Raw genomic sequence first — 20,219 nt, 5'->3', positions numbered from 1 at the left:
GCGTCAGACAGTGTGGTATGCCTGGGCAGACGCGTTTGATTTAAGTAGAGCAGAAATGTTATTGCTGAGATGACCTAGCCGGACAGACATCCGCTGGCGCAGACGTTCGTCCTGGGCAAGAAGCTGCGCAAGCTGTGCGCGGACGTCTTCAGCAAGCGGCGAGAGATTGAACTCACAGAGCGCCTGCATACCCCGGGCGTAGGCTGCAACCTCTTCATTAAAGTACTCCCACGCCTCCTCGTCTGCTAACTGCTGTAGACGTTCGTTACTCTGCAACATCAGGGCGATTTGCCGCGTGAGTTTATCAGCCATGCTTCACCTGACGCACCTGTGGGTCGATGGCTTTCCACGTCTCGGCCATATCCACCATCAGTGAGATAAGATGCGGGAGCATTTCCCCGGACTTATTAAGGTTCGCTTCCAGCAGAGAGCGCGAAATATACTCGTACAGTCGCTCCAGATCGGCGGCAATCTGTCCCCCAACCTCATGGTTAAGCCCGGCGCGCAGGCCATTATCAATAATGTTGATTGCACGGGAGATCATCTCACCCCGGCGAGCGATGTTTCCAGACTGGAAGTAGATCTCGGCGCGACGCATGGCATTGATTGCTCCGTCGTAGAGCAAAACGATGAGCTGGTGCGGGGTGGCGCCAGCAATCTGGCTGTCCAGAGAGACGGAGGAATAGGCGCTGTTGCCCGTTTTGGTGTACATCTTCGGTTCCTGCCGGGCAGTTGGCCTGCCCGGATGCGTTAAGTTTAACCCATGATCCCAAGCAGCGCGGACTGAAGCTGCTGGCTCGTACTGTTCATTTGCGTCAGGGCCTGGTCGAGACGCTGGAATTCCTTACGGCTGCGGTCAAGGCTGTCCTGAATGCGTTCCTGCATGCGGGCTATCTGTTTTTCAACGCGGGTATTTTGTTCCTTTACCCCCTTGAGAGCGGTGGAGATTGCCCCTTCAACCTTCGGGATCGAATCGTTATCGCCCAGATAGGTGGTGAACACCTCCTCCATGCGATCCTTGATCCCGCCCGTTGAGCCGGTGCCTAAAAACAGAGCTTCCACTTCCTTTGGATTTTTCTTCAGCGCTTCGTCGAGCTTTTTATTGTCGATGGTGAGTATGCCCAGGGTCCCGGTACGCTCCTCGCCGGGTTTGGTTTCGTTGAACTTCACCTCAATACCGAGCGCACCCAGAGATTTGTACAGATCGTCGGCATCGCCATAGCTCCCGGCGACAGCGGACTTCATCTGGCTGGTCAAACGGCGCAGGGTACCGTCACCGAAAAGCGCGCCGTTTGACGCATTGGCCTGCGGCAGTTCATCGCCGGTCGTCTTTTCCGGTTCGTTGTATGCACTGGCGCTGGATGCCGCGCTAAGATAGGCGTTATAGACATTCACAAACTCTTCAATCAGGCTTTTAACCTTAGAGGTATCGGCGGTGATCGACAGTGTTTCTGATTTCAGTTTTGATGCGTCGTCAGGATCTTTTTCTGAGACCTCGCGCAGATCGAGGGTGATCCCGTCAATGGCGTCAGAAATGGTATTGGAGCTGCGTTCAATCTTCGTACCATCAACGTAGACAATGGCATTCTGCGCCGGCGTAATCTCCCGGGCATTATCTGCCCCCGGCGTGACTGCCGGGTCGTAATCCAGCACTTTTGACAGCTTACTGTCGCCGCTTACGCTGATGCTAATTTCGCCATCTTCGCCGGTCTTTTTCGACGTCACGACCAGCTGATATTTGCCATCTTCGGCAGGCATTACCGTCGCGGTAACATCGCCATTTTTAGCATTAATTTTTTTAGCAATCTGTACCAGAGAGGTTTCATCATCTTTCAGCTCCACCTCCATCGGCTTGCCTTTGCCTGCGGTGATGGTCACCGTACGCGGACCGGCGCCGTCACCCAGCTGGGTGTCGTTCGCATTTTGCGGTGCCGTCCCCACTTTATTGGCTTTTGCTAACTGCTCAACCTGGACCGAGTAACTATTCGGGATCGCTCCCTTACCTGCCGTTGCGTTAAATGCCTTGTTGGTGCCAATGCTGACCCCGTTGAACCCTTCATCCTCCAGTTTTTTCAGCGCCGTTTTCACCGCATCCAGACTGCTGGAGATTTTACCCCAGGAGGAAGTTTGTCCTTCATAATTGCTCTGCTTCTGCAAATAGGGGTTTAATTTTTTATTCTCAGCTACCTGGAGCTGCGAAATCATACTTTCAATATCTAACCCGGAGCCGCCGAGGCCTGACATAGAGAACGAAGCCATGATTTGTATTCCTGTTACAGTGAAGATAGATATAGCGATATCATCGGGGTTTCGGCCATAAAGTTTAATTTTTTACAGTTCAGGCGACAACGAAACCACCACATTAATACACTCTTACACGCTTATCAGGCTATTGACTGAGGTAATCGGGAGAATTGCCATCACTTGTGAATGCTTTTTCTGGAATATAAAAAATTATGAAAAAATAATTTAGTCATTTCTTTTTCATCCGATTAATTCAGTATGCGCAACAGACATCGCATATTTAACTGGCGAATGCCGTCGTTACTTTATTTAAAAAGGATATTGATATGGCCCAGGTCATTAATACTAACGCATTGAGCTTGATGGCTCAGAACAACCTGAACAAATCTCAGACTTCTCTGGGTACTGCAATTCAGCGTCTCTCTTCCGGTCTGCGTATCAACAGTGCGAAAGATGATGCAGCAGGTATGGCGATCTCTAACCGCTTCACCTCTTCTATCCGCGGCCTGACCCAGGCAGCACGTAACGCCAACGATGGTATCTCCCTGGCGCAGACCACCGAGGGCGCGCTGGAAGAAGTAACCGAGAACTTACAGCGTATCCGTGAACTGACCGTTCAGGCAAAAAACGGTACTAACTCCTCTGACGACCGTGACTCCATTAAAAAAGAGATCTCTGCACGTCTGGACGAAATCAAACGTATTTCTGAAACCACCAACTTCAACGGCGTTAACGTTCTCGATGGCTCCAAAGATAAACTGACCATCCAGATTGGCGACAAAGATGGCCAGACCATCGACATCGATCTGAAGAAACTGGACATCGACTCTCTGGGTCTGGACGGCTTCACTGCTGCATTCGATAAAATTGCCGGCTCTGCGGGCGCCACCAGCCAGTACACCAAGGCAGCCACTGCGAAAGCAGCGGGCGACGATACGGGTATCAGCACTGCTGCCGGTAACTGGAAAGTTGACGCAGCTGACATCACCGCAATTGAAACGGCAGTGGGCGCAGCAGCAGGCGACGTCGAGCTGTACGTAGCTGATGGTGAAGCTTTCGCTTACGATAAAACTGCCGACAAAATGTTTAAACTGGACACCTCTGCCATCACCTTCAAGGATGATGGTGCTGGCAATGCGATCATTGACGGTGCTGTACCTGCTGGCGCCGTAACGGAAGTCAACGCGCTGGATGCCGATATCCTGTTGAACGGTCCATCTACGCTGAGCGATGCCACTAAGCTGAAAGAAGGCGCGACCTTCAAAGCTCAGGATGGTTCTGAAGTGACGCTGGATCAGGCTAAACTGGACGAGATCTCCAACGCGGCCTTTGGCGCTGACGCTGCTGACAGCAACATGCAGCTGTTCTCCGTGAAAGACGGTGCAAACACCAAATACTTCGCGCAGAGCACCGACGCAAGCGGTAACACCGTGGTGAAAGAGCTGACCTTCGCAGATAACGCAACTGCCCCTACCGTCGCGGATGCAGGCGCAGCGAACTCCGCGTTCATCAACACCGCCGCTAACGCTGCCGCAGCCGACGACCTGCTGGGTAACCTGGATGCAGCCCTGACCGAAGTGACTAACTTCCAGGCTGACCTGGGTGCGATTCAGAACCGTTTCAGCTCTATCATCGCGAACCTGAACACCACTGTTATCAACACCACCGAAGCCCGCTCCCGTATCCAGGATGCTGACTTCTCCGTGGAAGTGTCCGCAATGAGCCGTTCTAACATCCTGCAACAGGCCGGCGTATCCGTTCTGAGCCAGGCTAACCAGGTACCTCAGAACGTTCTGAGCCTGCTGCGCTAATCCCGAAAAGCCTCAACATTTTACGCGTATTTATTGCGCGTTAGCCCTCCCTGTCGGAGGGCTTTTTTCGTTTTGAACCTCGCTAATCGTCCTCAATCCTTCTCCCCTGCCCTGACCGTCTGTCAGGCAAGTCACAACCAACCAAAAACATTACAAATAATATGGTTAAAAAGGTCTCGCAAAACAATATAAAAACGCGTTTATCCTATTTGGAGACAATCGGTAATCGACCATAAATAGCATGCGTAAAGGGCCATTGAATACGAAATGAAAGAACGAACGCATCTCGTTTATTTATTATGAACGCAACCTTCCGCTAAACAGCTCATCTCAACATTGTTTAAATGATATGACCAGTGAGATAAAATTAACCAACTCATTTATAGCGACTGCCGATATTTAATGTTAAAATCGTTTTCGCTGCACAGCGTGCAAAAGGAGAAATTCCCTCCTGTTACTTATACATTTTTAAGCGTTTAGCTTATCTAACTTGAGCAGTCAGCAAATGCCCGTCAGTCATTGCCCTTCACGTACTAAGCCTCAGAAAAATAGGAATATAAGCGTCACCCCACTGCTATCGTGCCGCCAGGTTCAGCGAGAGGAATCACCGCATGCGCATCAAAATGGGAGGGCATTTACTTTATTTATCACACAAATACGCCAACCGAGGCCTGGCCATTTTTAACATCGGCATTAATAACATTAATATCGTTGAAATTTACCTTTAGCGATCAGCGAATAGTTGCGATATAAGCCTTAGGTAGCCCGAACTTGTTGCGCATTGTTAACGAAAAGACTTTACCCAATTAACATAAATACCCATTCAATTCACCTTATCTTTCATTACGAAGTATCAAGATATTATGGTCAATTACATTGCGATTGGATCGTTAGTGACGCTGGATTTACACACGAGGTTACTAACACGAACGCGCGACGGCGAGTGCGTGACGCTGCCTGCCAGCGCCTGCCTCTGCCTTGCCGCCCTGGTGGAAGCGCAGGGACAAATTTTGTCTCAGGAACAGTTAATGGATATCGGCTGGCGTAGCGCTGGCGTTGAGGTCACGGATAATAGCGTGCGCGTTATGGTGAACAAGCTTCGACGAGCGCTGGCCTCGCTAGAGTTGCAGGATGCTATTGCGCTGGTTGCCGTAACGCGAAGCGGCTATCGCCTGATTATTCGTGAAGAGAGCCCGCCGGAACCCTCGGCTGAAAGCGTTGAGATCCTCCCCCCACCACAGCCGCCTGAAATGCCGGTGGAGGCTACGCCTTCTCCCCCCTCCGCTACGCCAGCACCGCGTCGAAAAAGGCTTTTGCGAAGCGCTGCGTTCGCGGTCTGCGGCATGCTGATCGGTATTCTTATTGCCTTGTCCGTCAAAAATGCGTTTGTCCCCAGCCCGCAGAGTATCGAGTTTATCCTCTGGCAGGGAGAAGGGATCCCCCCCGGCCATATCGTGATGGTGCAAAAAAACCGAATAAGCCAAACAGAACTTATCCAGGCAACGCTGCACACCTATAGCGAATATGTGCTGGAAAGACGCGTCCATTACAGACCGGGTAAAATTTTATACATCACTACCGGCACGGGAAAGATAGATAAATATCAGGCAGTTATTGCCTGTCAAAAACCCATTCAGGAGCAAAAGAATGACTGTGAATCGTTCTATTTTCATCTTTATTAAACGCCCGCAGATCCTCTTTGCTGGCGGCCTGATGACAGGTTTAGCGTTAACAATCGGGTACACGATCGCCACGTCGCCGCTGAAACAGACGTGCTTTGCCCCAGCCTCGTTTTACACTATCAAGGACGAAAACAACGTGACGCTGGCGCGAGGAATTTATCGCTCATACCGCGATGGACTTCATGAGGGACACACGACCTATATCGGTAACATCCGCCATTTTCAGGACGGAAAACGCGTAGGGCAAGCTTCACCCGTACAGCGCAGCGTGAATTATACCATGTCCTTCTCCGGCAACCTGCTGCATCTGACGATGCTTAGCCACGCCCGTCGGCTGGGCGATCAAAGCAACGAAAAAGAGGTGACGGATTATATTTTTCCGCAGCTTAAGAGCGGCGAAACCTCCACCAGTTCCCTCTATTTGCTGGAAAACAGCATCCTGGCATCGGGAACGGAGACGGTAGTACGGATAGCCTGCACGAATTAAGCCCTCAAACCAGCGCCTGTAGTAACCCGCTCAGGATCTCGAAGCCGTGGCTCATAAGACGTTCAAAAAATGGAGCCAGCGTTTCGTCGATGAGCAACAGTGCCAGCATGCCAAAGGTCAGCGTGAGCGGGAACCCTATTACAAAGATCGAGAGCTGCGGGGTAAGTCGGTTTAGCAGCGCAAGCACCATGTTTATGCTCAGCAGCAGGGCTATCACCGGGAGGCCCAGGATCAGTCCCTGACTGAAGATGAGTCCGGCATGATTAACGAGGTAAAACATCCCGCCAGCATGCAGCGGTTCTGAGTTAATGGGGAGAGCCTCGAATGTCTCTGCAAGCAGCGAAAGCAACCACAGATGGCCGTTAAACACCAGAAAGAGCAGCATCGCCAGCATGTTTAGCAGGCGAGCGATCACCGGGCTGTTACCGCTGCCCGGGTCGAAGAAGGTGGCAAACGAGAGTCCCATCTGCATTCCAATGATCTCGCCCGCCAGGCGAACGGCGGCAAACAGCAGTTGCATCGTCAGCCCCATCGCGGCGCCGATGAGCACCTGCTTAGCCATCGTCCAGACGCCCGCCCAGGAGTAAAGTCCTATATCCGCGTCAGAAACCAGCCCGCCCAGCAGCAGCGCGAGGGTTAAGGCCAATGCCGCACGCAGGCGGGCGCTGATCGCTTTTTCGCTAAATACTGGCGCAACATGCAGAAGCGCCGAGATACGCACCATGACCAAAAAGTAATGGCTTATCAGGGCGTAAAGCTGCTCAAGGGGAAGATTAAAAATCATTAGCCGATGGCGTAAGGAATGCTGGCGAACAACATGCGCGTGTATTCAATAAAGATTTTCATCATCCACGGACCGAGCAGTACGCCGACACCCACGATCATCAGGATTTTAGGGATAAAGGTCATGGTCATTTCGTTCACCTGCGTTGCGGCCTGAAGAATACTGATAATCAGACCGGTTGCCAGCGCGACCAGCAACAGCGGCCCCGCAATCATTAGCCCAACCTTGATAGCTTCCATGCCCAATACCATGACGCTTTCGGGGGTCATATCAGGCTCCTATGAGTAAAAGCTTTGTGCAAGCGAACCGACCAGCAGCTGCCAGCCATCCACGAGTACGAACAGCATCAGCTTAAAAGGCAGCGCAATTGTCGCTGGCGGAACCATCATCATCCCCAGCGCCATCAGAATGCTGGCCACCACCAAATCAATAATCAAAAACGGAATAAAGATGGTAAAACCAATCTGGAAGGCGGTTTTCAGCTCGCTGGTGACGAAGGAAGGCACCAGAATACTCAACGGCACGTCCTCCGGGCCGGTAAGGGTCGGCGTTTTAGCAATGCGGGCAAACATCGCCAGATCGGCTTCACGCGTCTGCTCAAGCATAAAGGCCCGCAGCGGTTTTACGCCTTCCTTCAGGGCCGTTTCCATGGTGATTTTATTGGCCTGCAACGGCTGCCATGCCTGTTCATAGATCTGGTTGAGCACTGGCGACATCACAAAAAAGGTCAAAAACAGAGCCAGTCCCACTAATACCTGATTTGGCGGTGCGGTCGGCGTACCAAGCGCGTTGCGCATCAATCCCAGCACGATAACGATACGCGTAAAGCCAGTCATCATCAGCAGTACCGCAGGGATGAACGTGAATCCACTGAGCAACAATAGCGTCTGGATGGGTAGCGTCCAGCCAGCGCTCCCCGGCGAGCTGGCCAGCGTAATGTCGCCGTTAGCGGCGAGCGCAGAGGCGACGGGCAGCAGCAGACCAACACCCGTCGCAGCACGGGCAATCAACAGACGGTTCATTTTTGCTCACCACCCGAACGGTATTTATGAAGAAAGTTATCCAGCATGGCGGGGAAAGCCGCTGAAGGAGTCGCCTGCTCAGGCACCTCTGGCCTAACCTGTACGGTAAGACAGCTAATGTGGGTTGGGGTAACACCCAGCACCAGACGCTGTTCGCCCACGTCAACCACCACCAGCCGTTCGCGCGAGCCGAGAGGTTTACTTGCCACCAGCGATACCGCAGCCTGGCTTTCGCGGGTGCAACGCGCCAACCCGCTGCGGCGAGCGATCCACGCCAGCAGTACCATCAGCATAATAATGAGCATGAGCGTACCGATAACCGATAGCGCGATTGCCCCGCCAGAGAGCACGTTCGTGCTCCCTGCGGCAAAAGGAGGTTGTACTGCGTTCATTAGCGGCTCAGGCGATGCATTCGCTCGGATGGGGTAATGATATCGGTAATACGAATCCCGAATTTATCGGACACGACCACCACTTCGCCCTGGGCAATAAGGTAACCATTGATCAGAATATCAAGCGGCTCACCCGCCAGACCGTCAAGCGAAACCACCGAGCCCTGGCTTAAGCGCAGCAGCTCCTTGATAGTCATTTTTGTGCGGCCCAGCTCAACGGTCATTTTGACAGGGATATCCAGAATCAGGTTCATCTCTTCAGAAAACTGAGGAACCGCCGTTTGCTCTGTACTTCCCGCAGCGTTCTGCTCGTTCAGCGCCTCACCCCAAAGATTGTCCATAGACTTATCTTCAGATCCCGACGAGTTATTCATGTCGCTCATGGGGAAATCACTCCTTATTGAAAGATTTTAATGCTGGCTGATTCATCCGATCGACCTTCAGAGCATATTGATTATTTACAGAGCCATATTTCGCGGTAAATACCGGCACGCTGCCGACGTTCGCTTCTATAAACTCCTGCTTATCCAGTGGGATAATGTCGCCTTTTTTCATCTTCATGACGTTTGACAACCGCGTGTTGATGTCGGCAAATTGCGCCACCAGCTCCAGCTCGGTTTCACGCATCTGGCTTGCCAGCATGCTGCGCCACTCAGAATCCTCATGGCGCGAATTATCCATTGGCGGATTGCTTAACAGTTCACGTAGAGGCTCTATCGTGCTGAAGGGAATACAAATATTGAACTCCCCGCGATGCGAGCCGATTTCCACGGAGAAAGGCGTGGTGACAACAACATCGTTTGGCGAAGAGGTAATATTGGTAAATTTCACCTGTATCTCTGAACGAATGTATTCCGTCTTAATTTTATAAATAGAGCCCCAGGCAAACTCATACGCCTCGCGTGCCATTGTCAGCATACGGTGGATCACCCGCTGCTCGGTTGGGGTAAATTCCCGCCCGTCTGCCTTCGTCGGGAAACGCCCGTCTCCGCCGAACAGGTTATCCACGGCCATAAATACCAGACCGGAGGAGAATGCCATCAGCGCGGTCCCACGCAGGGGATTAAGGTGCAGCAGGTTCAGGTTAGTTGGCACCGGTAAATTGCGGGCAAACTCATGATACGGCTGGATCTTGATATTTCCCGCCGTAATATCTGAACTGCGGCGCAGCAGGTTAAATAGCCCCATCCTGAACTGACGGGCAAAACGTTCGTTAATAATTTCCAGAGAATGAAGCCGCTCGCGAATCACGCGTCGCTGAGTATTTGGATCGTAAGGTTTTATCCCCGCATCTCCCATGCTTCCATGGAGGTCATCGGGACTCTCCGTATCAGCATTGAGCAGGCGATCGATCTCATCCTGTGATAAAAAACTATCAGCCATTGTGTTTACCGCAGAATAAATTCATTAATCAAAACGTCAGTGACGTTAATCTTTTTGTTGAACGCCAGCGGTTTTTTAAGCTCATTATTGATGTTGCTAATCAGCTGGCGTTTACCTTCATCCGTTGAGAGCGTTTCATACGTTTGCTGAGAAAGCAGCATAAACAATCGGCTGCGATATTCCGGCAGGAATTTCTCAAGCACCTGTACGGACGACGTATCGCCAAGTCGTACGGACAGACCAATGTAGAGCACGCGATCCGACTCGTGCTGTGTCGGGGTCAGGCTAACGGTAAAGGTATTCATCGACACGTATAACGGTTCAACTTGCTGTACCGCCGGGGCTTCGTGCTCACTTCTCGAATTGTTGTCCGTCTGCACGTGTGCATATTTCATCGACCAGAACAGATAGCCTGAAAAACCGCAGGCTGCGAGGGCAATCAGAAACATTAGTATTAACAGAAGCGAGCGCGACCCTCCGCGAGCCGCAGCATTTTTATTTTTGTTACCCATTACGTAAACCCAATAAAATAAGAGAGGCAGCAACCTGCCCCTCGATAAATACGGCGGACATTGTAGTCCATTTAATCAGCAGAATAATCAGGAGATAAAATTTCATTCCTGTCGGCAATTCAGCAATTCAGGCAAAAGTGTTAATGCCGTATATATTTCCTTGCGTCGATGTTAATAATTCCGCCACAGTGTCTTCATCCACGAACACGTTATCTGCGCCTTGAGCGGTATGCTGCTCTCCGGAAGGATGACGTCCCTGCTCGCCACCGCCAGTATGTGGTCGATCGGGGCTCACGCTCGCCTGGCCCAACTGAAGCCCGGTTTCCGCTAAAGCCGCCCGCAGGTGCGGTAGAGCAGTCTCCATCATCTGCCGCACCTGGGCATGTTCGCTGACGATATGGATCTGCGCCTGGTCCTGCTGCACGCGCAAAGAGATATGCAATGAGCCCAGCTCCTGAGGATGCAGGCGGATCTCCGCATTGTGCAAATTGTCGCGGCTGAACAGGGCAATATGTTGGCTCACCGACTGTTTCCATTCGGGCGACTCCAGCGGATAACGGACGTTGACCACCTGCTGTGAGACAGGCTGACTGACCAGTCGCGCCGTTGATGGCTCCATCACGACGCTCTGAACCGTGGGATCGCACGTAGCGTGCTGCGATGCGTCTCCCTGATGAGCCGTTAAGCCTGGCATCACGGCGCTGGCGTCCGGGGCTTTTCCCCCTAACGCCTGTGCCTGCATCTGGAGAGGGGTATCTTCGCGTCGGGCGGGCTTCAGCTTAATATCGTCAACAGGGATCGTTAAAGGCGCCTTTTCGCCAGCGACCTCTTCACGTGGCAGACTCGCATCAGCAAGGGTCGAAGCCTCTGTAGCGCCCCTCGCCTGGCGGGTGACTATCTGCTGAAGCTGCCATTGCGGGCTTTCATCACCGGGAGAGGCGCTGATTCTGACCTCCGCCAGCGTGTCGTCACTCTCCCCCGGCTCAGCTACCGGCGGCAAAACCGGCTGCGGGAGAGGGTATCCTTCATGACTCAACAGCTGCGCCGGAACGTCCAGCCCAGGTAACAACAGTCCCATCTGCGCCAACCTGTCGTCGAGCGTGAGAGCAAAATCCTCGCCGATGAGTTTTCCTTTGCCTGCTCTCGTCGGCGCTCCGCCGGACAGCAGAGCCGTAATATCAATATTCATAGCCTTTCTCTTTTCTGTCCGGCACGCTGGGCGAATTCGTCCATCATTTTTTGCTCCTGGCGGCTCTGTGCCATAGCCAGTGCCGCTTCGCGGCGATCGATGAGCGTCTCAAACGCATTAAGGCGCTGCTTTTTCTGTAGCCACTTCTCTTTGACCCGATCCACGGCTTGTTCGCAGGTGGAAACATGTGATTCGTGCTGCTTCACCACCTGGTTAAGTGACAAAATGAAAGACTGTTGATTAATCAGATCCGCCATCGACATACCGTTGCCCAGCAAGCCCTGACGCAAAGATTGCTGGTACTCGCGCTCATAGTGCTGAAGCTGTTCATGCTGGGCCACGGCTGCCATAAGCGTCTGCTGGACGCTGCCGAGGGCGCGAGTGGTCTCCGTAAGCTTTTCCTGAGCCATGTCACGCAGCATGACCATTGGATTATTCACTTTCACGTTTTATCCCGCCTGTTCAACGATGTCTGGGAAAAGTTGGCTCAGTGCGGCAATAGCCTCGTCGTAACCGCTCCGCTCGTGTATTGCCTGATGCAGGAAGGCTTCCAGCGCAGGATACTGGTCTATCGCTCTGTCGAGCAGCGGATCGCTGCCCTTCACGTAAGCGCCTACGCTGACCAGATCCCGGTTACGCTGATAGGTCGACAACAGCTGCTTAAAACGCTGAACCTTGCGGTACTGGACATGCGGAATCAGCTCCGTCATCGCGCGGCTAATAGAGGCTTCAATATCAATAGCAGGATAATGGCCCGCCTCAGCCAGGCGACGAGAAAGCACGATATGGCCATCGAGGATCGCGCGCGCCGAATCGGCGATCGGATCCTGCTGATCGTCCCCTTCGGTCAGAACCGTATAAAAGGCGGTTATCGATCCGCCGCCGCGCATACCGTTACCCGCACGCTCTACCAGTGCGGGCAGACGCGCGAAGACGGACGGTGGATAACCTTTCGTTGCCGGCGGTTCACCGATAGCCAGCGCCACTTCACGCTGCGCCATGGCATAGCGCGTAAGAGAGTCCATTATCAGCAGGACATTCATCCCACGATCGCGGTAATCCTCAGCAATTCGGGTGGCGTAAACCGCACCCTGCATACGCAGGATCGGCGAGACGTCAGCAGGTGCGGCGATCACGACCGCGCGTGAGAGCCCCTCTTCGCCAAGAATGTTCTCGATAAAATCTTTTACTTCACGTCCGCGCTCGCCAATCAGCCCGACGACGATGACGTCGGCGGTGGTGAAACGGGCCATCATGCCGAGCAGCACCGACTTACCGACGCCCGAGCCGGCAAAAAGGCCCATACGCTGTCCCCTGCCAACCGTCAGCAGGCCATTTATTGCCCTCACGCCCACATCGAGCACGGACTTGATGGGATCGCGGTGAAGCGGGTTAAACGAGGGGGTAAACAGGCCGGCTACGGGTTTTCCCGCCGGTGGACGACCATCCAGGGGGCGGCCCTGAGCGTCAAGCACGCGCCCCAGCAGGTGTAACCCCACCGGCAGCTGTTTACCCGCTCCCTTATCGGCCTCTGGCGCGTACGCGCGCGCGCCGGGAAGAATACCGTCAACATGTTCAAGCGGCATAAGATAGAGCGTCTGACCGTTAAACCCGACCACCTCACACTCGACCGGTAAAATAGCCTGCCCGGTCTGACGTTCAACAATGCACAACGCGCCTATCGGCAGCTTCAGGCCAACGGCCTCCATCACCAGCCCGGTAGCACGCGTCAGCTTGCCGTACTGACGAAAGCGCGGGAGCTCTCCGAGCTTCTCTTCCACCCGATCCATGACCGAGAGCCAGTTTTTTAACTGCTGGCTCATTGGGACAATTCCTCTCGGGCGAGCTGACAGAGAGACTGCCAGCGCGTTTCCATGGTGGCGTCATACTCCACGTCCGGCGTGACCACACGACATCCCCCTGCGGCCAATTGGGGATCGCTTTGTAAGGACCACCCCATTGAGGAGAGCGTCTCACCGATCGCCTGGGAGACCATGGGCAGATCCTGCGGGTTCACATGCAGTTCTGTCGGGCCGTTGAGCAGGGTATCCTGCTTCATTAACTGGCGGATCTGCGCAAGCAGAGCATGGTTATCCGCCACGCTCAGGGTGCCGTACAGCTGCTGTACCGCCGTCAGCGCCAGCTGAACCAGACGTCCGGGAATAAGGCTATCGAGATTCGAAAGCGCAAGCTTGCACTGCGTCACCCATTCTCCAGCCTGGAGCAGTAAAGCCTGCCGTTCGTCACGAGCCTGTTCCAGCCCCTGCGCCAGACCCGCCTCACGCCCCTCCTTCAGCCCGGCCTCATAGCCTTCGCGACGGCCTTCCTCTTTGCCTTGCGCCAATCCCTGAGCAATACCCTGCTGCTCAGCCTGCTTACGCAGGCGTGCCAGCTCGGCCTTAAACTGCGCGTCAGAATGGCCGGTATCCTGCGTCTGCAACGGTACTTCAACCGTTTCGTTTAACAGATCCTCAGGCTGCCAGCTGCGCCACTGAGCGGCGCTATTGGCATCAAACGTAGGCATCGTCGCTGCCTCCAATGATGATTTCCCCTGTCTCCGCAAGGCGACGAACGATGTTCAGAATAGTCTTCTGCTCGGCTTCCACCTGTGACAAACGCACCGGACCGCGCGATGCCAGATCTTCGGTCATCAGATCCGACTGACGGCGCGACATGTTACGGAAGAACTTGGCCCGCAGCGCTTCATCTGCTCCTTTGAGGGCGATGATAAGGGTTTCACTTTCCACCTCCTGCAACAGACGCTGGATGCTGCGATCCTCGACATCCACCAGGTTTTCGAACAAGAACATTTCGTCGATAATTTTCTGTGCCAGCTCACTGTCGAAATCGCGAACCGCCTCAATGGCGGCCTCTTCCTGCTGGGATTTCATCAGGTTTAAAATCTCCGCAGCCGGGCGCACCCCACCCATTTTGCTGCGCTTAAGATTCTGACCGTGGAGCAGGCCGTTGAGTACCTCCGTCAGTTCCTGCAACGCGGCGGGCTGAACCCCGCCGAAGGTGGCGATACGCAGCATAATGTCGTTACGTTCACGATCGTCGAATTTGCTCAGGACGTCCGCCGCCTGGTTACGCTTTAAGTGGACCAGGATCGTGGCGATAATTTGCGGGTGTTCTTCACGAATCAGATCGAATACCGCCAGCGGATCCATAAAGTTGAGCGTTTCGATCCCGTTTCCACCCTGGTGGGTATCCAGCAAATCCTCAAGCAGCGTTGACGCACGCTCTTCACCCAGCGCCTTGACCAGCACGCTGCGCAGATACTCGTTCGTGTTAAGGCTCAGCGCGGCATACTCGCTTGAGTCATTTTTAAAGTCGCGCAGCACGGAGGCCATTTGATCGTGGGTAAACCCCGCCATGTTGACCATAGAACTGCTGATGGTCTTCACCTCATGCGCGTTTAGGTGCTTAAAGACTTCGGCGGCCAGGACATCGCCCAGCGTCAACATAACGATGGCGCTTTTCTCTGCGGCATTCATGATTTGAGCTCCTGATTCATCCACTGACGAATAACCAGCGCAATAACCCGCGGCTCCTGTTCCGCCAGTTCGCGCAGCTGCTGACTGTTAAGTTCCGTATCCACACGCTGCTGAGCGCGGTCACGCGCATCCTTTTCGGACGCTTTCTTGCGGGCGGCCAGCTCTTCCTGACGCGCCTCTTTTTCCATTTCCATGCGGCGCAGGCTGGTTTCCTGATGGCGGATCCAGGCCGGATGAACAAGCTTACGCCACATAACCCAGGCGATAATCGCGATAACCAGATAACGCGCAATCGCCATCATCAACTGATAAAACTTATCCTGTTTCCAGAATGGCGGGAGTTCCTCTTCCTCAACCCCGTTAAACGGCGAGTTCAAAATATTGACGCTATCGCCGCGTGAGGCCGTATAGCCGACAGCCTCTTTAACCAGAGCATTAATACGGTTCAGTTCAGCCTCACTCAGCGGACCCGGCTTGCCCTCAGCGCCTTGCGGCAGATGGTTTATCACCACCGCGACTGAAAGACGATCGATGCGCCCCATGGCATTTTTAATGTGGGTTAGCGTGCGATCGACCTCAAAATTGGTGGTCTCATCGTTGTGATTGTTGTAGGGCTGTGAGCGGTCATTTCCGGTACCAGCGGTACTGGTTTGAGCGGCAGGCTTGTCAAGCGGTTGCGTAAGTGGCGCAGTGGCAGGCGCTGGCGGCTGATTCGTCAGCGCGCCCGGTACGCCGCCATTGCCGCGTCCGTTACCCTGCTCGGACTGGCTCGTCTGGCGGCTTCGAATCACCATTTTTTGCGGATCGGCGTTGGGCTGATACTGCTCCTGCGTCTGCTCCTGCTGGGTAAAATCAATCTGCGCCGTGACCTGGGCGCGAATATTTTTGCTGCCCACCAGCGGCGCCAGGATTCGCTGGATGCGCTGCTGGTAATCACTTTCGATCTCACTGGTGTACTTCAGCTGTGACGTTTGCAGGCCGCGCAAACCACTTTGGGTGAGCAGCTCACCCCGCTGATCGACGATAGTGACATTTTCTGCCGTCAGCCCCGTCACGGCGCTGGAAATCAGATGGGTAATGGCAATGACCTGTCCTTCATCCAGGGTACGCCCCTGAATCAGGTTGACGGTAACGGAAGCCGTTGGCTGTTTTTGCTCACGCACAAACATCGTCTGCTTGGGTGTGGCAAGATGAACGCGCGCCGATCTGATCGGCCCCAGGTTTTCAATAGTACGCGCCAGCTCTCCCTCAAGCGCCCGCTGATAATTAACCTGTTCGCTAAACTGGCTAATACCAAACTTTTCCTTATCCAGCAGTTCAAACCCTACGGAGCCGCCTTTTGGCAACCCCTGTTGGGCCAGCTTCATACGCACTTCATGGACCTGCCCTTCAGGAACCAGAATAGCGCCACCCGGCGCGTCGATGCGGTAAGGGACATTCATCTGCGACAGCTGGGCAACAATGGCCCCACCGTCTTCATCACTGATATTGCTAAACAACACGCGATAGCCTGGCTCTTTTGCCCAGAACATAAGCGCAATTAATACCGATACGGCAGCCGCGGCGCAAATGACCAGCGATAGCTTCGGGCTGGCGCGAAGCCATGACAGAGCCGATTTAATTCGGTCAGCCGGATTATTCGTTAAATCATTTAATGTGGCACTCATGCCGTGATCCTGTAAGAAATAGCACGCACAATAATGCGCGTCAGCGCCTGTGATATCGCAGGGCTGATAACGACGATTTCAAATTAAGAGAAATTTTCAGGCGGGCATTATCGTCTGAAAGGCCGATTTTTTAAGGATAAATAAGCTTAAAGTAATGTTCGCTTATTGGATTTTATGGCCATTTTGCCTACGTGTTAAACTATCAACGTTTAAAAGATATGTAATAAATGTGTGCTTTTCCCTTATTAATTCAGGAAGTCAACAATGTCAGCAACTTTAATGCGTGGCGTACTCGATCAAATTAACACTCAGTCACAGCAAATAGCCGGCATGAGCCGAAACCAGCCTGCCGCGCTGAAAAACACGCCGTCGTTCTCTGACATTTTATTCAACAGTATCAATGAAATTAATGAAACTCAGGTTAACGCGAAAGAAATGACGCAGCAGTGGATGTCTGGCAGTAGCGATATTGGATTAAATGACGTAATGCTGGCAATGCAGAAGTCCTCAATTTCTTTTAGCTTCGGTGTGCAAGCGCGCAATAAAATGCTCAGTGCCTACCAGGAAATCATGAATACCCCGGTATAAGGCCTCGCCCTGTCTATGAGTGAATTTAAAGACATTCCCGTGCGCTTATCGCCAAATAAGCTTACGTTATCCGATTCTGAATTACAGCGTATTGGGCAACTGATCTATCGCCGCGCCGGGATTGTAGTCAACGCACAAAAACGAGAGATGATTTTTAATCGTTTATCACGGCGGCTACGGGCGCTGGGGATTGACACATTTCTTGAGTACATCAGCATTCTGGAATCCCACAGCGAGCATCCGGAATGGCAGAACTTTGTCAACGCGCTGACAACCAATCTGACCTCTTTCTTTCGCGAAACCTACCACTTCCCGGTGCTCGCAGAACACGCCCGTCAGCGGCCCAACGGCTACCGCGTCTGGTGTACTGCCGCTTCCACCGGGGAAGAACCTTGCTCCATCGCCATGACGCTGGACGAGACTCTGGGGAGCGCGACGGGAGGGCCACGCGTCTGGGCCTCTGACATCGATACCGAGGTGCTGGCCAAAGCGGAGGCAGGGGTATACCGCATGTCCGACCTACACTCGCTGACCCTGGTGCAAAAACGCCACTATTTTTTGCGCGGCTCGGGTGAGAACAGCGATCGGGTGAAGGTAAAGCCAGAACTGCTGGCCGCTATTCACTATCAGCGGCTCAACTTGCTGGACAACAGCTGGCCGCTGCCCGGACCGTTTGACGCCATCTTTTGCCGCAACGTGATGATCTATTTCGATGCGCCGACACAGAAGCGTCTGCTTGAGCGCTTTGCCCGCATGCTGAAGCCAGACGGCCTGCTGTTTGTTGGTCACTCTGAACATTTTAATCATCCGCACATTCCACTCAGGCTTCGCGGCCAGTCGGTGTATGAACTTACGGAGGCCTTACGGTGAAACGGATACGGGTGCTGACAGTTGATGATTCTGCGCTCATGCGCAACATCCTGAGCGCAGTGATCAATCAACAGCCAGATATGGAGATGGTCGGCACCGCGCCAGACCCGCTGATCGCACGCGAGATGATTAAGCAGTTGAACCCCGACGTGCTGACGCTGGATATCGACATGCCGAAAATGGATGGGCTGGAGTTTCTCTCCCGTTTGATGCGCCTTCGTCCAATGCCGGTGGTGATGATCTCCTCGATGACCACCCGAGGCTCGAAGGCGACAATGGCCGCGCTGGAACACGGCGCCGTCGATTTTCTGGCCAAACCCGATCAGCGTATCGCCGGAAATCTGGAACTGTGGGGTGTGCAGGTCGCAGAGAAGATCCGCATTGCCGCGAAGGCAAAACTGGGACGTCAGGCTGAAGTGGCCTCGCCGATACTGCGGGGCATTACCGTGGATCCACAAAGCATTGTGGCGATTGGCTCCTCGACCGGCGGGACGGAGGCGCTGCGCCAGGTATTAACGCCGCTGCCAACCAGCGTCCCCGGTATCGTCATCGCCCAGCATATGCCTGCCGGATTTACCCGCTCCTTCGCCCAGCGTCTTGATTCACTTTGCCAGATAAAGGTGCATGAAGCGGATGACGGCGATCCGGTACTTCCGGGTACGGCATTGATCGCCCCCGGCGACAAGCATATGGAGATCGTCCGTCACGGAAAAGGGTACGCCGTCAGGCTGACCGACGCGCCCCCCGTCAACCGTCATCGCCCGTCGGTAGACGTTCTCTTTAACTCCGTTGCACAGCTGGTGGGCGCACATGCCAGCGCCGCCATCCTTACCGGAATGGGAGCCGACGGCGCACGTGGGTTGCTGGCGTTGCGGGAGTCGGGCGCGTTTACCCTCGCTCAGAGCGAAGCGAGCTGCGTGGTGTTCGGTATGCCTCGCGAAGCGATTGCCCTTGGCGCTGCCCGAGAAATCGTCGATCTCAATAAAATTAGCCAGCGTCTGCTGGAAAGTTTCAGCCATAAACCACGACGTTCAGGAGAGAACACACATGTCGGATAAAAACCTGCGTTTTTTGGTGGTGGACGATTTTGCCACCATGAGACGTATCGTACGTAACCTGCTTCAGGATCTGGGCTATTCAAATATTGAAGAGGCGGAAGATGGCCAGGACGCGCTGAACAAGCTGCGCGCCGGTGAGTTTGATTTCGTTGTGAGCGACTGGAATATGCCCAACCTTGATGGCCTTGAGCTGCTGAAAACCATTCGCCTCGACCCGGCGATGTCAAAGCTGCCGGTACTGATGGTTACTGCGGAAGCAAAGCGCGAAAACATTATCGCCGCCGCGCAGGCGGGTGCCAACGGTTACATCGTTAAACCGTTTACTGCCGCCACGCTGGAAGAAAAGCTTGGCAAAATTTTTGAAAAACTCGGGTGAATACTATGACCACTCAGCCTGGCGAGATCGCGGAACCGCCAAAGGATCTCTTTTTGCGTATCGGTCAATTAACCCGGCTGCTGCGCGACAGTATGGCAAATCTTGGCCTGGAGCAGGCCATTAAAGAAGTCGCGGACGCGTTCCCCAACACGCGTGACCGTCTCAACTACGTTGTTGGCAAAACGTCTCAGGCCGCCGATCGCGCGCTGACGGCCGTCGAGGTGGCACGACCGCTCCAGGAAAGATTAGGTGAAAATGCCGGTAAGCTTACTGAACGGTGGGACGCCTGGTTTGAAGAGCCACAGCCGCTTGACGAGGCGCGAGAACTGGTGAAAGAGACACGTACCTTTCTGCTGGACGTGCCGGCCACCGCTCAGCAAACCAACCAACAGCTCACCGAAATAATGATGGCGCAAGACTTCCAGGATCTCACCGGCCAGGTGCTGCAAAGCCTGATGCAGGTGATTCAGACCGTCGAAACCGAGCTGATCAGCGTGCTGGTTGAAAACATGCGCGAACGTGACGCGGGTATCGAACAGAGCGGTGACGCCCATCTCAAGAACGGCCCGCAGATTGATACCAGCGTCGCCGGGATTGTCGCCTCTCAGGAACAGGTGGATGACCTGCTGGAGTCGCTGGGCTTTTGATGACCCCAGG

Annotated in this window: 24 protein-coding genes; 8 read left to right on the top strand and 16 right to left on the bottom strand. The window is 53.9% G+C overall.

Features of this window, described 5'->3' with window-relative positions:
• Positions 1-3: 3 nt before the first annotated feature.
• The 3 genes from fliT to fliD are packed head-to-tail and all read right to left on the bottom strand — an operon-like array spanning position 4 to position 2,259.
• Positions 4-312, bottom strand: coding sequence for a flagellar protein FliT (gene fliT, locus IM290_RS11455; protein ID WP_023295285.1), 309 nt, complete (start codon positions 310-312; stop codon positions 4-6).
• Positions 305-712 (bottom strand): flagellar export chaperone FliS, encoded by a 408-nt coding sequence (fliS, locus tag IM290_RS11450; protein ID WP_193042571.1) that lies wholly within the window; start codon positions 710-712, stop codon positions 305-307. The genes fliT and fliS overlap by 8 nt, the downstream gene beginning before the upstream one ends.
• Positions 713-756: 44 nt before the next feature.
• Entirely contained in the window at positions 757-2,259 is a 1,503-nt protein-coding gene (gene fliD / locus IM290_RS11445; protein WP_193042570.1) for a flagellar filament capping protein FliD, read from the bottom strand.
• 311 nt (positions 2,260-2,570) lie between these two features.
• Here fliD and IM290_RS11440 point away from each other — a divergent pair, with 311 nt between their 5' ends.
• From IM290_RS11440 to IM290_RS11430, 3 genes are all read left to right on the top strand, one after another.
• On the top strand, positions 2,571-4,055 hold the full coding sequence (locus IM290_RS11440) for a flagellin (protein WP_045333977.1): 1,485 nt from the start codon (positions 2,571-2,573) through the stop codon (positions 4,053-4,055).
• 863 nt (positions 4,056-4,918) lie between these two features.
• Positions 4,919-5,737 carry a winged helix-turn-helix domain-containing protein gene (locus tag IM290_RS11435; RefSeq protein WP_226876068.1) on the top strand — a complete coding sequence of 273 codons (819 nt, stop codon included), beginning with the start codon at positions 4,919-4,921 and terminating at the stop codon, positions 5,735-5,737.
• Complete coding sequence (locus IM290_RS11430) at positions 5,703-6,224, top strand: hypothetical protein (protein WP_048974273.1); 522 nt, start codon at positions 5,703-5,705, stop codon at positions 6,222-6,224. The genes IM290_RS11435 and IM290_RS11430 overlap by 35 nt, the downstream gene beginning before the upstream one ends.
• 4 nt (positions 6,225-6,228) lie before the next feature.
• Here IM290_RS11430 and fliR read toward each other — a convergent pair whose 3' ends face one another.
• From fliR to fliF, 13 genes are all read right to left on the bottom strand, one after another.
• Complete coding sequence (gene fliR / locus IM290_RS11425) at positions 6,229-7,008, bottom strand: flagellar biosynthetic protein FliR (protein WP_193042569.1); 780 nt, start codon at positions 7,006-7,008, stop codon at positions 6,229-6,231.
• A complete protein-coding gene (fliQ, locus tag IM290_RS11420; RefSeq protein ID WP_017692822.1) occupies positions 7,008-7,277 on the bottom strand; it encodes a flagellar biosynthesis protein FliQ in 270 nt (89 codons plus the stop codon). The genes fliR and fliQ overlap by 1 nt, the downstream gene beginning before the upstream one ends.
• 9 nt (positions 7,278-7,286) lie before the next feature.
• The gene (gene fliP / locus IM290_RS11415; protein ID WP_015571610.1) at positions 7,287-8,030 is read right to left on the bottom strand and encodes a flagellar type III secretion system pore protein FliP; all 744 of its coding nucleotides are present in this window, start codon (positions 8,028-8,030) and stop codon (positions 7,287-7,289) included.
• A complete protein-coding gene (fliO, locus tag IM290_RS11410) occupies positions 8,027-8,422 on the bottom strand; it encodes a flagellar biosynthetic protein FliO (protein WP_015571611.1) in 396 nt (131 codons plus the stop codon). The genes fliP and fliO overlap by 4 nt, the downstream gene beginning before the upstream one ends.
• On the bottom strand, positions 8,422-8,805 hold the full coding sequence (gene fliN / locus IM290_RS11405; protein ID WP_015571612.1) for a flagellar motor switch protein FliN: 384 nt from the start codon (positions 8,803-8,805) through the stop codon (positions 8,422-8,424). Before fliN ends, fliO begins: the two co-directional genes overlap by 1 nt.
• A 7-nt stretch (positions 8,806-8,812) precedes the next feature.
• Entirely contained in the window at positions 8,813-9,805 is a 993-nt protein-coding gene (fliM, locus tag IM290_RS11400; RefSeq protein WP_015571613.1) for a flagellar motor switch protein FliM, read from the bottom strand.
• A 5-nt stretch (positions 9,806-9,810) separates the two neighbouring features.
• A complete protein-coding gene (gene fliL, locus IM290_RS11395; protein WP_032669358.1) occupies positions 9,811-10,317 on the bottom strand; it encodes a flagellar basal body-associated protein FliL in 507 nt (168 codons plus the stop codon).
• Positions 10,318-10,444: 127 nt separating this feature from the next.
• Positions 10,445-11,506 carry a flagellar hook-length control protein FliK gene (locus IM290_RS11390; protein WP_193042568.1) on the bottom strand — a complete coding sequence of 354 codons (1,062 nt, stop codon included), beginning with the start codon at positions 11,504-11,506 and terminating at the stop codon, positions 10,445-10,447.
• On the bottom strand, positions 11,503-11,934 hold the full coding sequence (gene fliJ, locus IM290_RS11385; RefSeq protein ID WP_193042588.1) for a flagellar export protein FliJ: 432 nt from the start codon (positions 11,932-11,934) through the stop codon (positions 11,503-11,505). Before fliJ ends, IM290_RS11390 begins: the two co-directional genes overlap by 4 nt.
• 21 nt (positions 11,935-11,955) lie before the next feature.
• A complete protein-coding gene (gene fliI / locus IM290_RS11380) occupies positions 11,956-13,329 on the bottom strand; it encodes a flagellar protein export ATPase FliI (protein ID WP_033487535.1) in 1,374 nt (457 codons plus the stop codon).
• Positions 13,326-14,030 carry a flagellar assembly protein FliH gene (locus IM290_RS11375; RefSeq protein ID WP_017692817.1) on the bottom strand — a complete coding sequence of 235 codons (705 nt, stop codon included), beginning with the start codon at positions 14,028-14,030 and terminating at the stop codon, positions 13,326-13,328. The genes fliI and IM290_RS11375 overlap by 4 nt, the downstream gene beginning before the upstream one ends.
• Entirely contained in the window at positions 14,017-15,003 is a 987-nt protein-coding gene (gene fliG, locus IM290_RS11370) for a flagellar motor switch protein FliG (protein ID WP_015571619.1), read from the bottom strand. Before fliG ends, IM290_RS11375 begins: the two co-directional genes overlap by 14 nt.
• On the bottom strand, positions 15,000-16,670 hold the full coding sequence (gene fliF / locus IM290_RS11365) for a flagellar basal-body MS-ring/collar protein FliF (RefSeq protein WP_045333244.1): 1,671 nt from the start codon (positions 16,668-16,670) through the stop codon (positions 15,000-15,002). Before fliF ends, fliG begins: the two co-directional genes overlap by 4 nt.
• Positions 16,671-16,934: 264 nt before the next feature.
• Between fliF and fliE the strand changes: the two genes are divergently transcribed.
• From fliE to cheZ, 5 genes are read left to right on the top strand one after another with little or no spacing between them, the layout of a single operon-like run.
• Positions 16,935-17,258, top strand: a complete 324-nt coding sequence (fliE, locus tag IM290_RS11360; RefSeq protein ID WP_020480519.1) for a flagellar hook-basal body complex protein FliE — start codon at positions 16,935-16,937, stop codon at positions 17,256-17,258.
• 15 nt (positions 17,259-17,273) lie between these two features.
• Positions 17,274-18,128 (top strand): CheR family methyltransferase, encoded by an 855-nt coding sequence (locus tag IM290_RS11355; protein WP_015571622.1) that lies wholly within the window; start codon positions 17,274-17,276, stop codon positions 18,126-18,128.
• Entirely contained in the window at positions 18,125-19,186 is a 1,062-nt protein-coding gene (locus IM290_RS11350) for a chemotaxis response regulator protein-glutamate methylesterase (protein WP_048974279.1), read from the top strand. Before IM290_RS11355 ends, IM290_RS11350 begins: the two co-directional genes overlap by 4 nt.
• Positions 19,176-19,562 carry a chemotaxis response regulator CheY gene (cheY, locus tag IM290_RS11345; RefSeq protein WP_015571623.1) on the top strand — a complete coding sequence of 129 codons (387 nt, stop codon included), beginning with the start codon at positions 19,176-19,178 and terminating at the stop codon, positions 19,560-19,562. The genes IM290_RS11350 and cheY overlap by 11 nt, the downstream gene beginning before the upstream one ends.
• Before the next feature lie 5 nt (positions 19,563-19,567).
• Positions 19,568-20,209, top strand: coding sequence for a protein phosphatase CheZ (cheZ, locus tag IM290_RS11340; RefSeq protein WP_015571624.1), 642 nt, complete (start codon positions 19,568-19,570; stop codon positions 20,207-20,209).
• Positions 20,210-20,219: the final 10 nt, after the last annotated feature.

It is taken from the genome of Enterobacter cloacae complex sp. S1 (assembly GCF_014930525.1).
Lineage (GTDB): Bacteria > Pseudomonadota > Gammaproteobacteria > Enterobacterales > Enterobacteriaceae > Enterobacter > Enterobacter hormaechei_C.
This window is presented reverse-complemented; position numbering and strand designations above follow the sequence as displayed.

Bases quoted from the DNA above. Each gene is read 5' to 3' on its own strand.
- IM290_RS11390 (WP_193042568.1), bottom strand. From the start codon at position 11,506: ATGAATATTGATATTACGGCTCTGCTGTCCGGCGGAGCGCCGACGAGA.
- fliO (WP_015571611.1), bottom strand. From the start codon at position 8,422: ATGAACGCAGTACAACCTCCTTTTGCCGCAGGGAGCACGAACGTGCTC.
- IM290_RS11435 (WP_226876068.1), top strand. From the start codon at position 4,919: ATGGTCAATTACATTGCGATTGGATCGTTAGTGACGCTGGATTTACAC.
- fliG (WP_015571619.1), bottom strand. From the start codon at position 15,003: ATGAATGCCGCAGAGAAAAGCGCCATCGTTATGTTGACGCTGGGCGAT.
- fliR (WP_193042569.1), bottom strand. From the start codon at position 7,008: ATGATTTTTAATCTTCCCCTTGAGCAGCTTTACGCCCTGATAAGCCAT.
- fliF (WP_045333244.1), bottom strand. From the start codon at position 16,670: ATGAGTGCCACATTAAATGATTTAACGAATAATCCGGCTGACCGAATT.
- cheZ (WP_015571624.1), top strand. From the start codon at position 19,568: ATGACCACTCAGCCTGGCGAGATCGCGGAACCGCCAAAGGATCTCTTT.
- fliL (WP_032669358.1), bottom strand. From the start codon at position 10,317: ATGGGTAACAAAAATAAAAATGCTGCGGCTCGCGGAGGGTCGCGCTCG.
- fliM (WP_015571613.1), bottom strand. From the start codon at position 9,805: ATGGCTGATAGTTTTTTATCACAGGATGAGATCGATCGCCTGCTCAAT.
- fliE (WP_020480519.1), top strand. From the start codon at position 16,935: ATGTCAGCAACTTTAATGCGTGGCGTACTCGATCAAATTAACACTCAG.
- fliP (WP_015571610.1), bottom strand. From the start codon at position 8,030: ATGAACCGTCTGTTGATTGCCCGTGCTGCGACGGGTGTTGGTCTGCTG.
- IM290_RS11440 (WP_045333977.1), top strand. From the start codon at position 2,571: ATGGCCCAGGTCATTAATACTAACGCATTGAGCTTGATGGCTCAGAAC.
- fliN (WP_015571612.1), bottom strand. From the start codon at position 8,805: ATGAGCGACATGAATAACTCGTCGGGATCTGAAGATAAGTCTATGGAC.
- fliI (WP_033487535.1), bottom strand. From the start codon at position 13,329: ATGAGCCAGCAGTTAAAAAACTGGCTCTCGGTCATGGATCGGGTGGAA.
- fliT (WP_023295285.1), bottom strand. From the start codon at position 312: ATGGCTGATAAACTCACGCGGCAAATCGCCCTGATGTTGCAGAGTAAC.
- fliQ (WP_017692822.1), bottom strand. From the start codon at position 7,277: ATGACCCCCGAAAGCGTCATGGTATTGGGCATGGAAGCTATCAAGGTT.
- fliD (WP_193042570.1), bottom strand. From the start codon at position 2,259: ATGGCTTCGTTCTCTATGTCAGGCCTCGGCGGCTCCGGGTTAGATATT.
- IM290_RS11375 (WP_017692817.1), bottom strand. From the start codon at position 14,030: ATGCCTACGTTTGATGCCAATAGCGCCGCTCAGTGGCGCAGCTGGCAG.
- cheY (WP_015571623.1), top strand. From the start codon at position 19,176: ATGTCGGATAAAAACCTGCGTTTTTTGGTGGTGGACGATTTTGCCACC.
- fliJ (WP_193042588.1), bottom strand. From the start codon at position 11,934: ATGGTCATGCTGCGTGACATGGCTCAGGAAAAGCTTACGGAGACCACT.
- fliS (WP_193042571.1), bottom strand. From the start codon at position 712: ATGTACACCAAAACGGGCAACAGCGCCTATTCCTCCGTCTCTCTGGAC.
- IM290_RS11430 (WP_048974273.1), top strand. From the start codon at position 5,703: ATGACTGTGAATCGTTCTATTTTCATCTTTATTAAACGCCCGCAGATC.
- IM290_RS11355 (WP_015571622.1), top strand. From the start codon at position 17,274: ATGAGTGAATTTAAAGACATTCCCGTGCGCTTATCGCCAAATAAGCTT.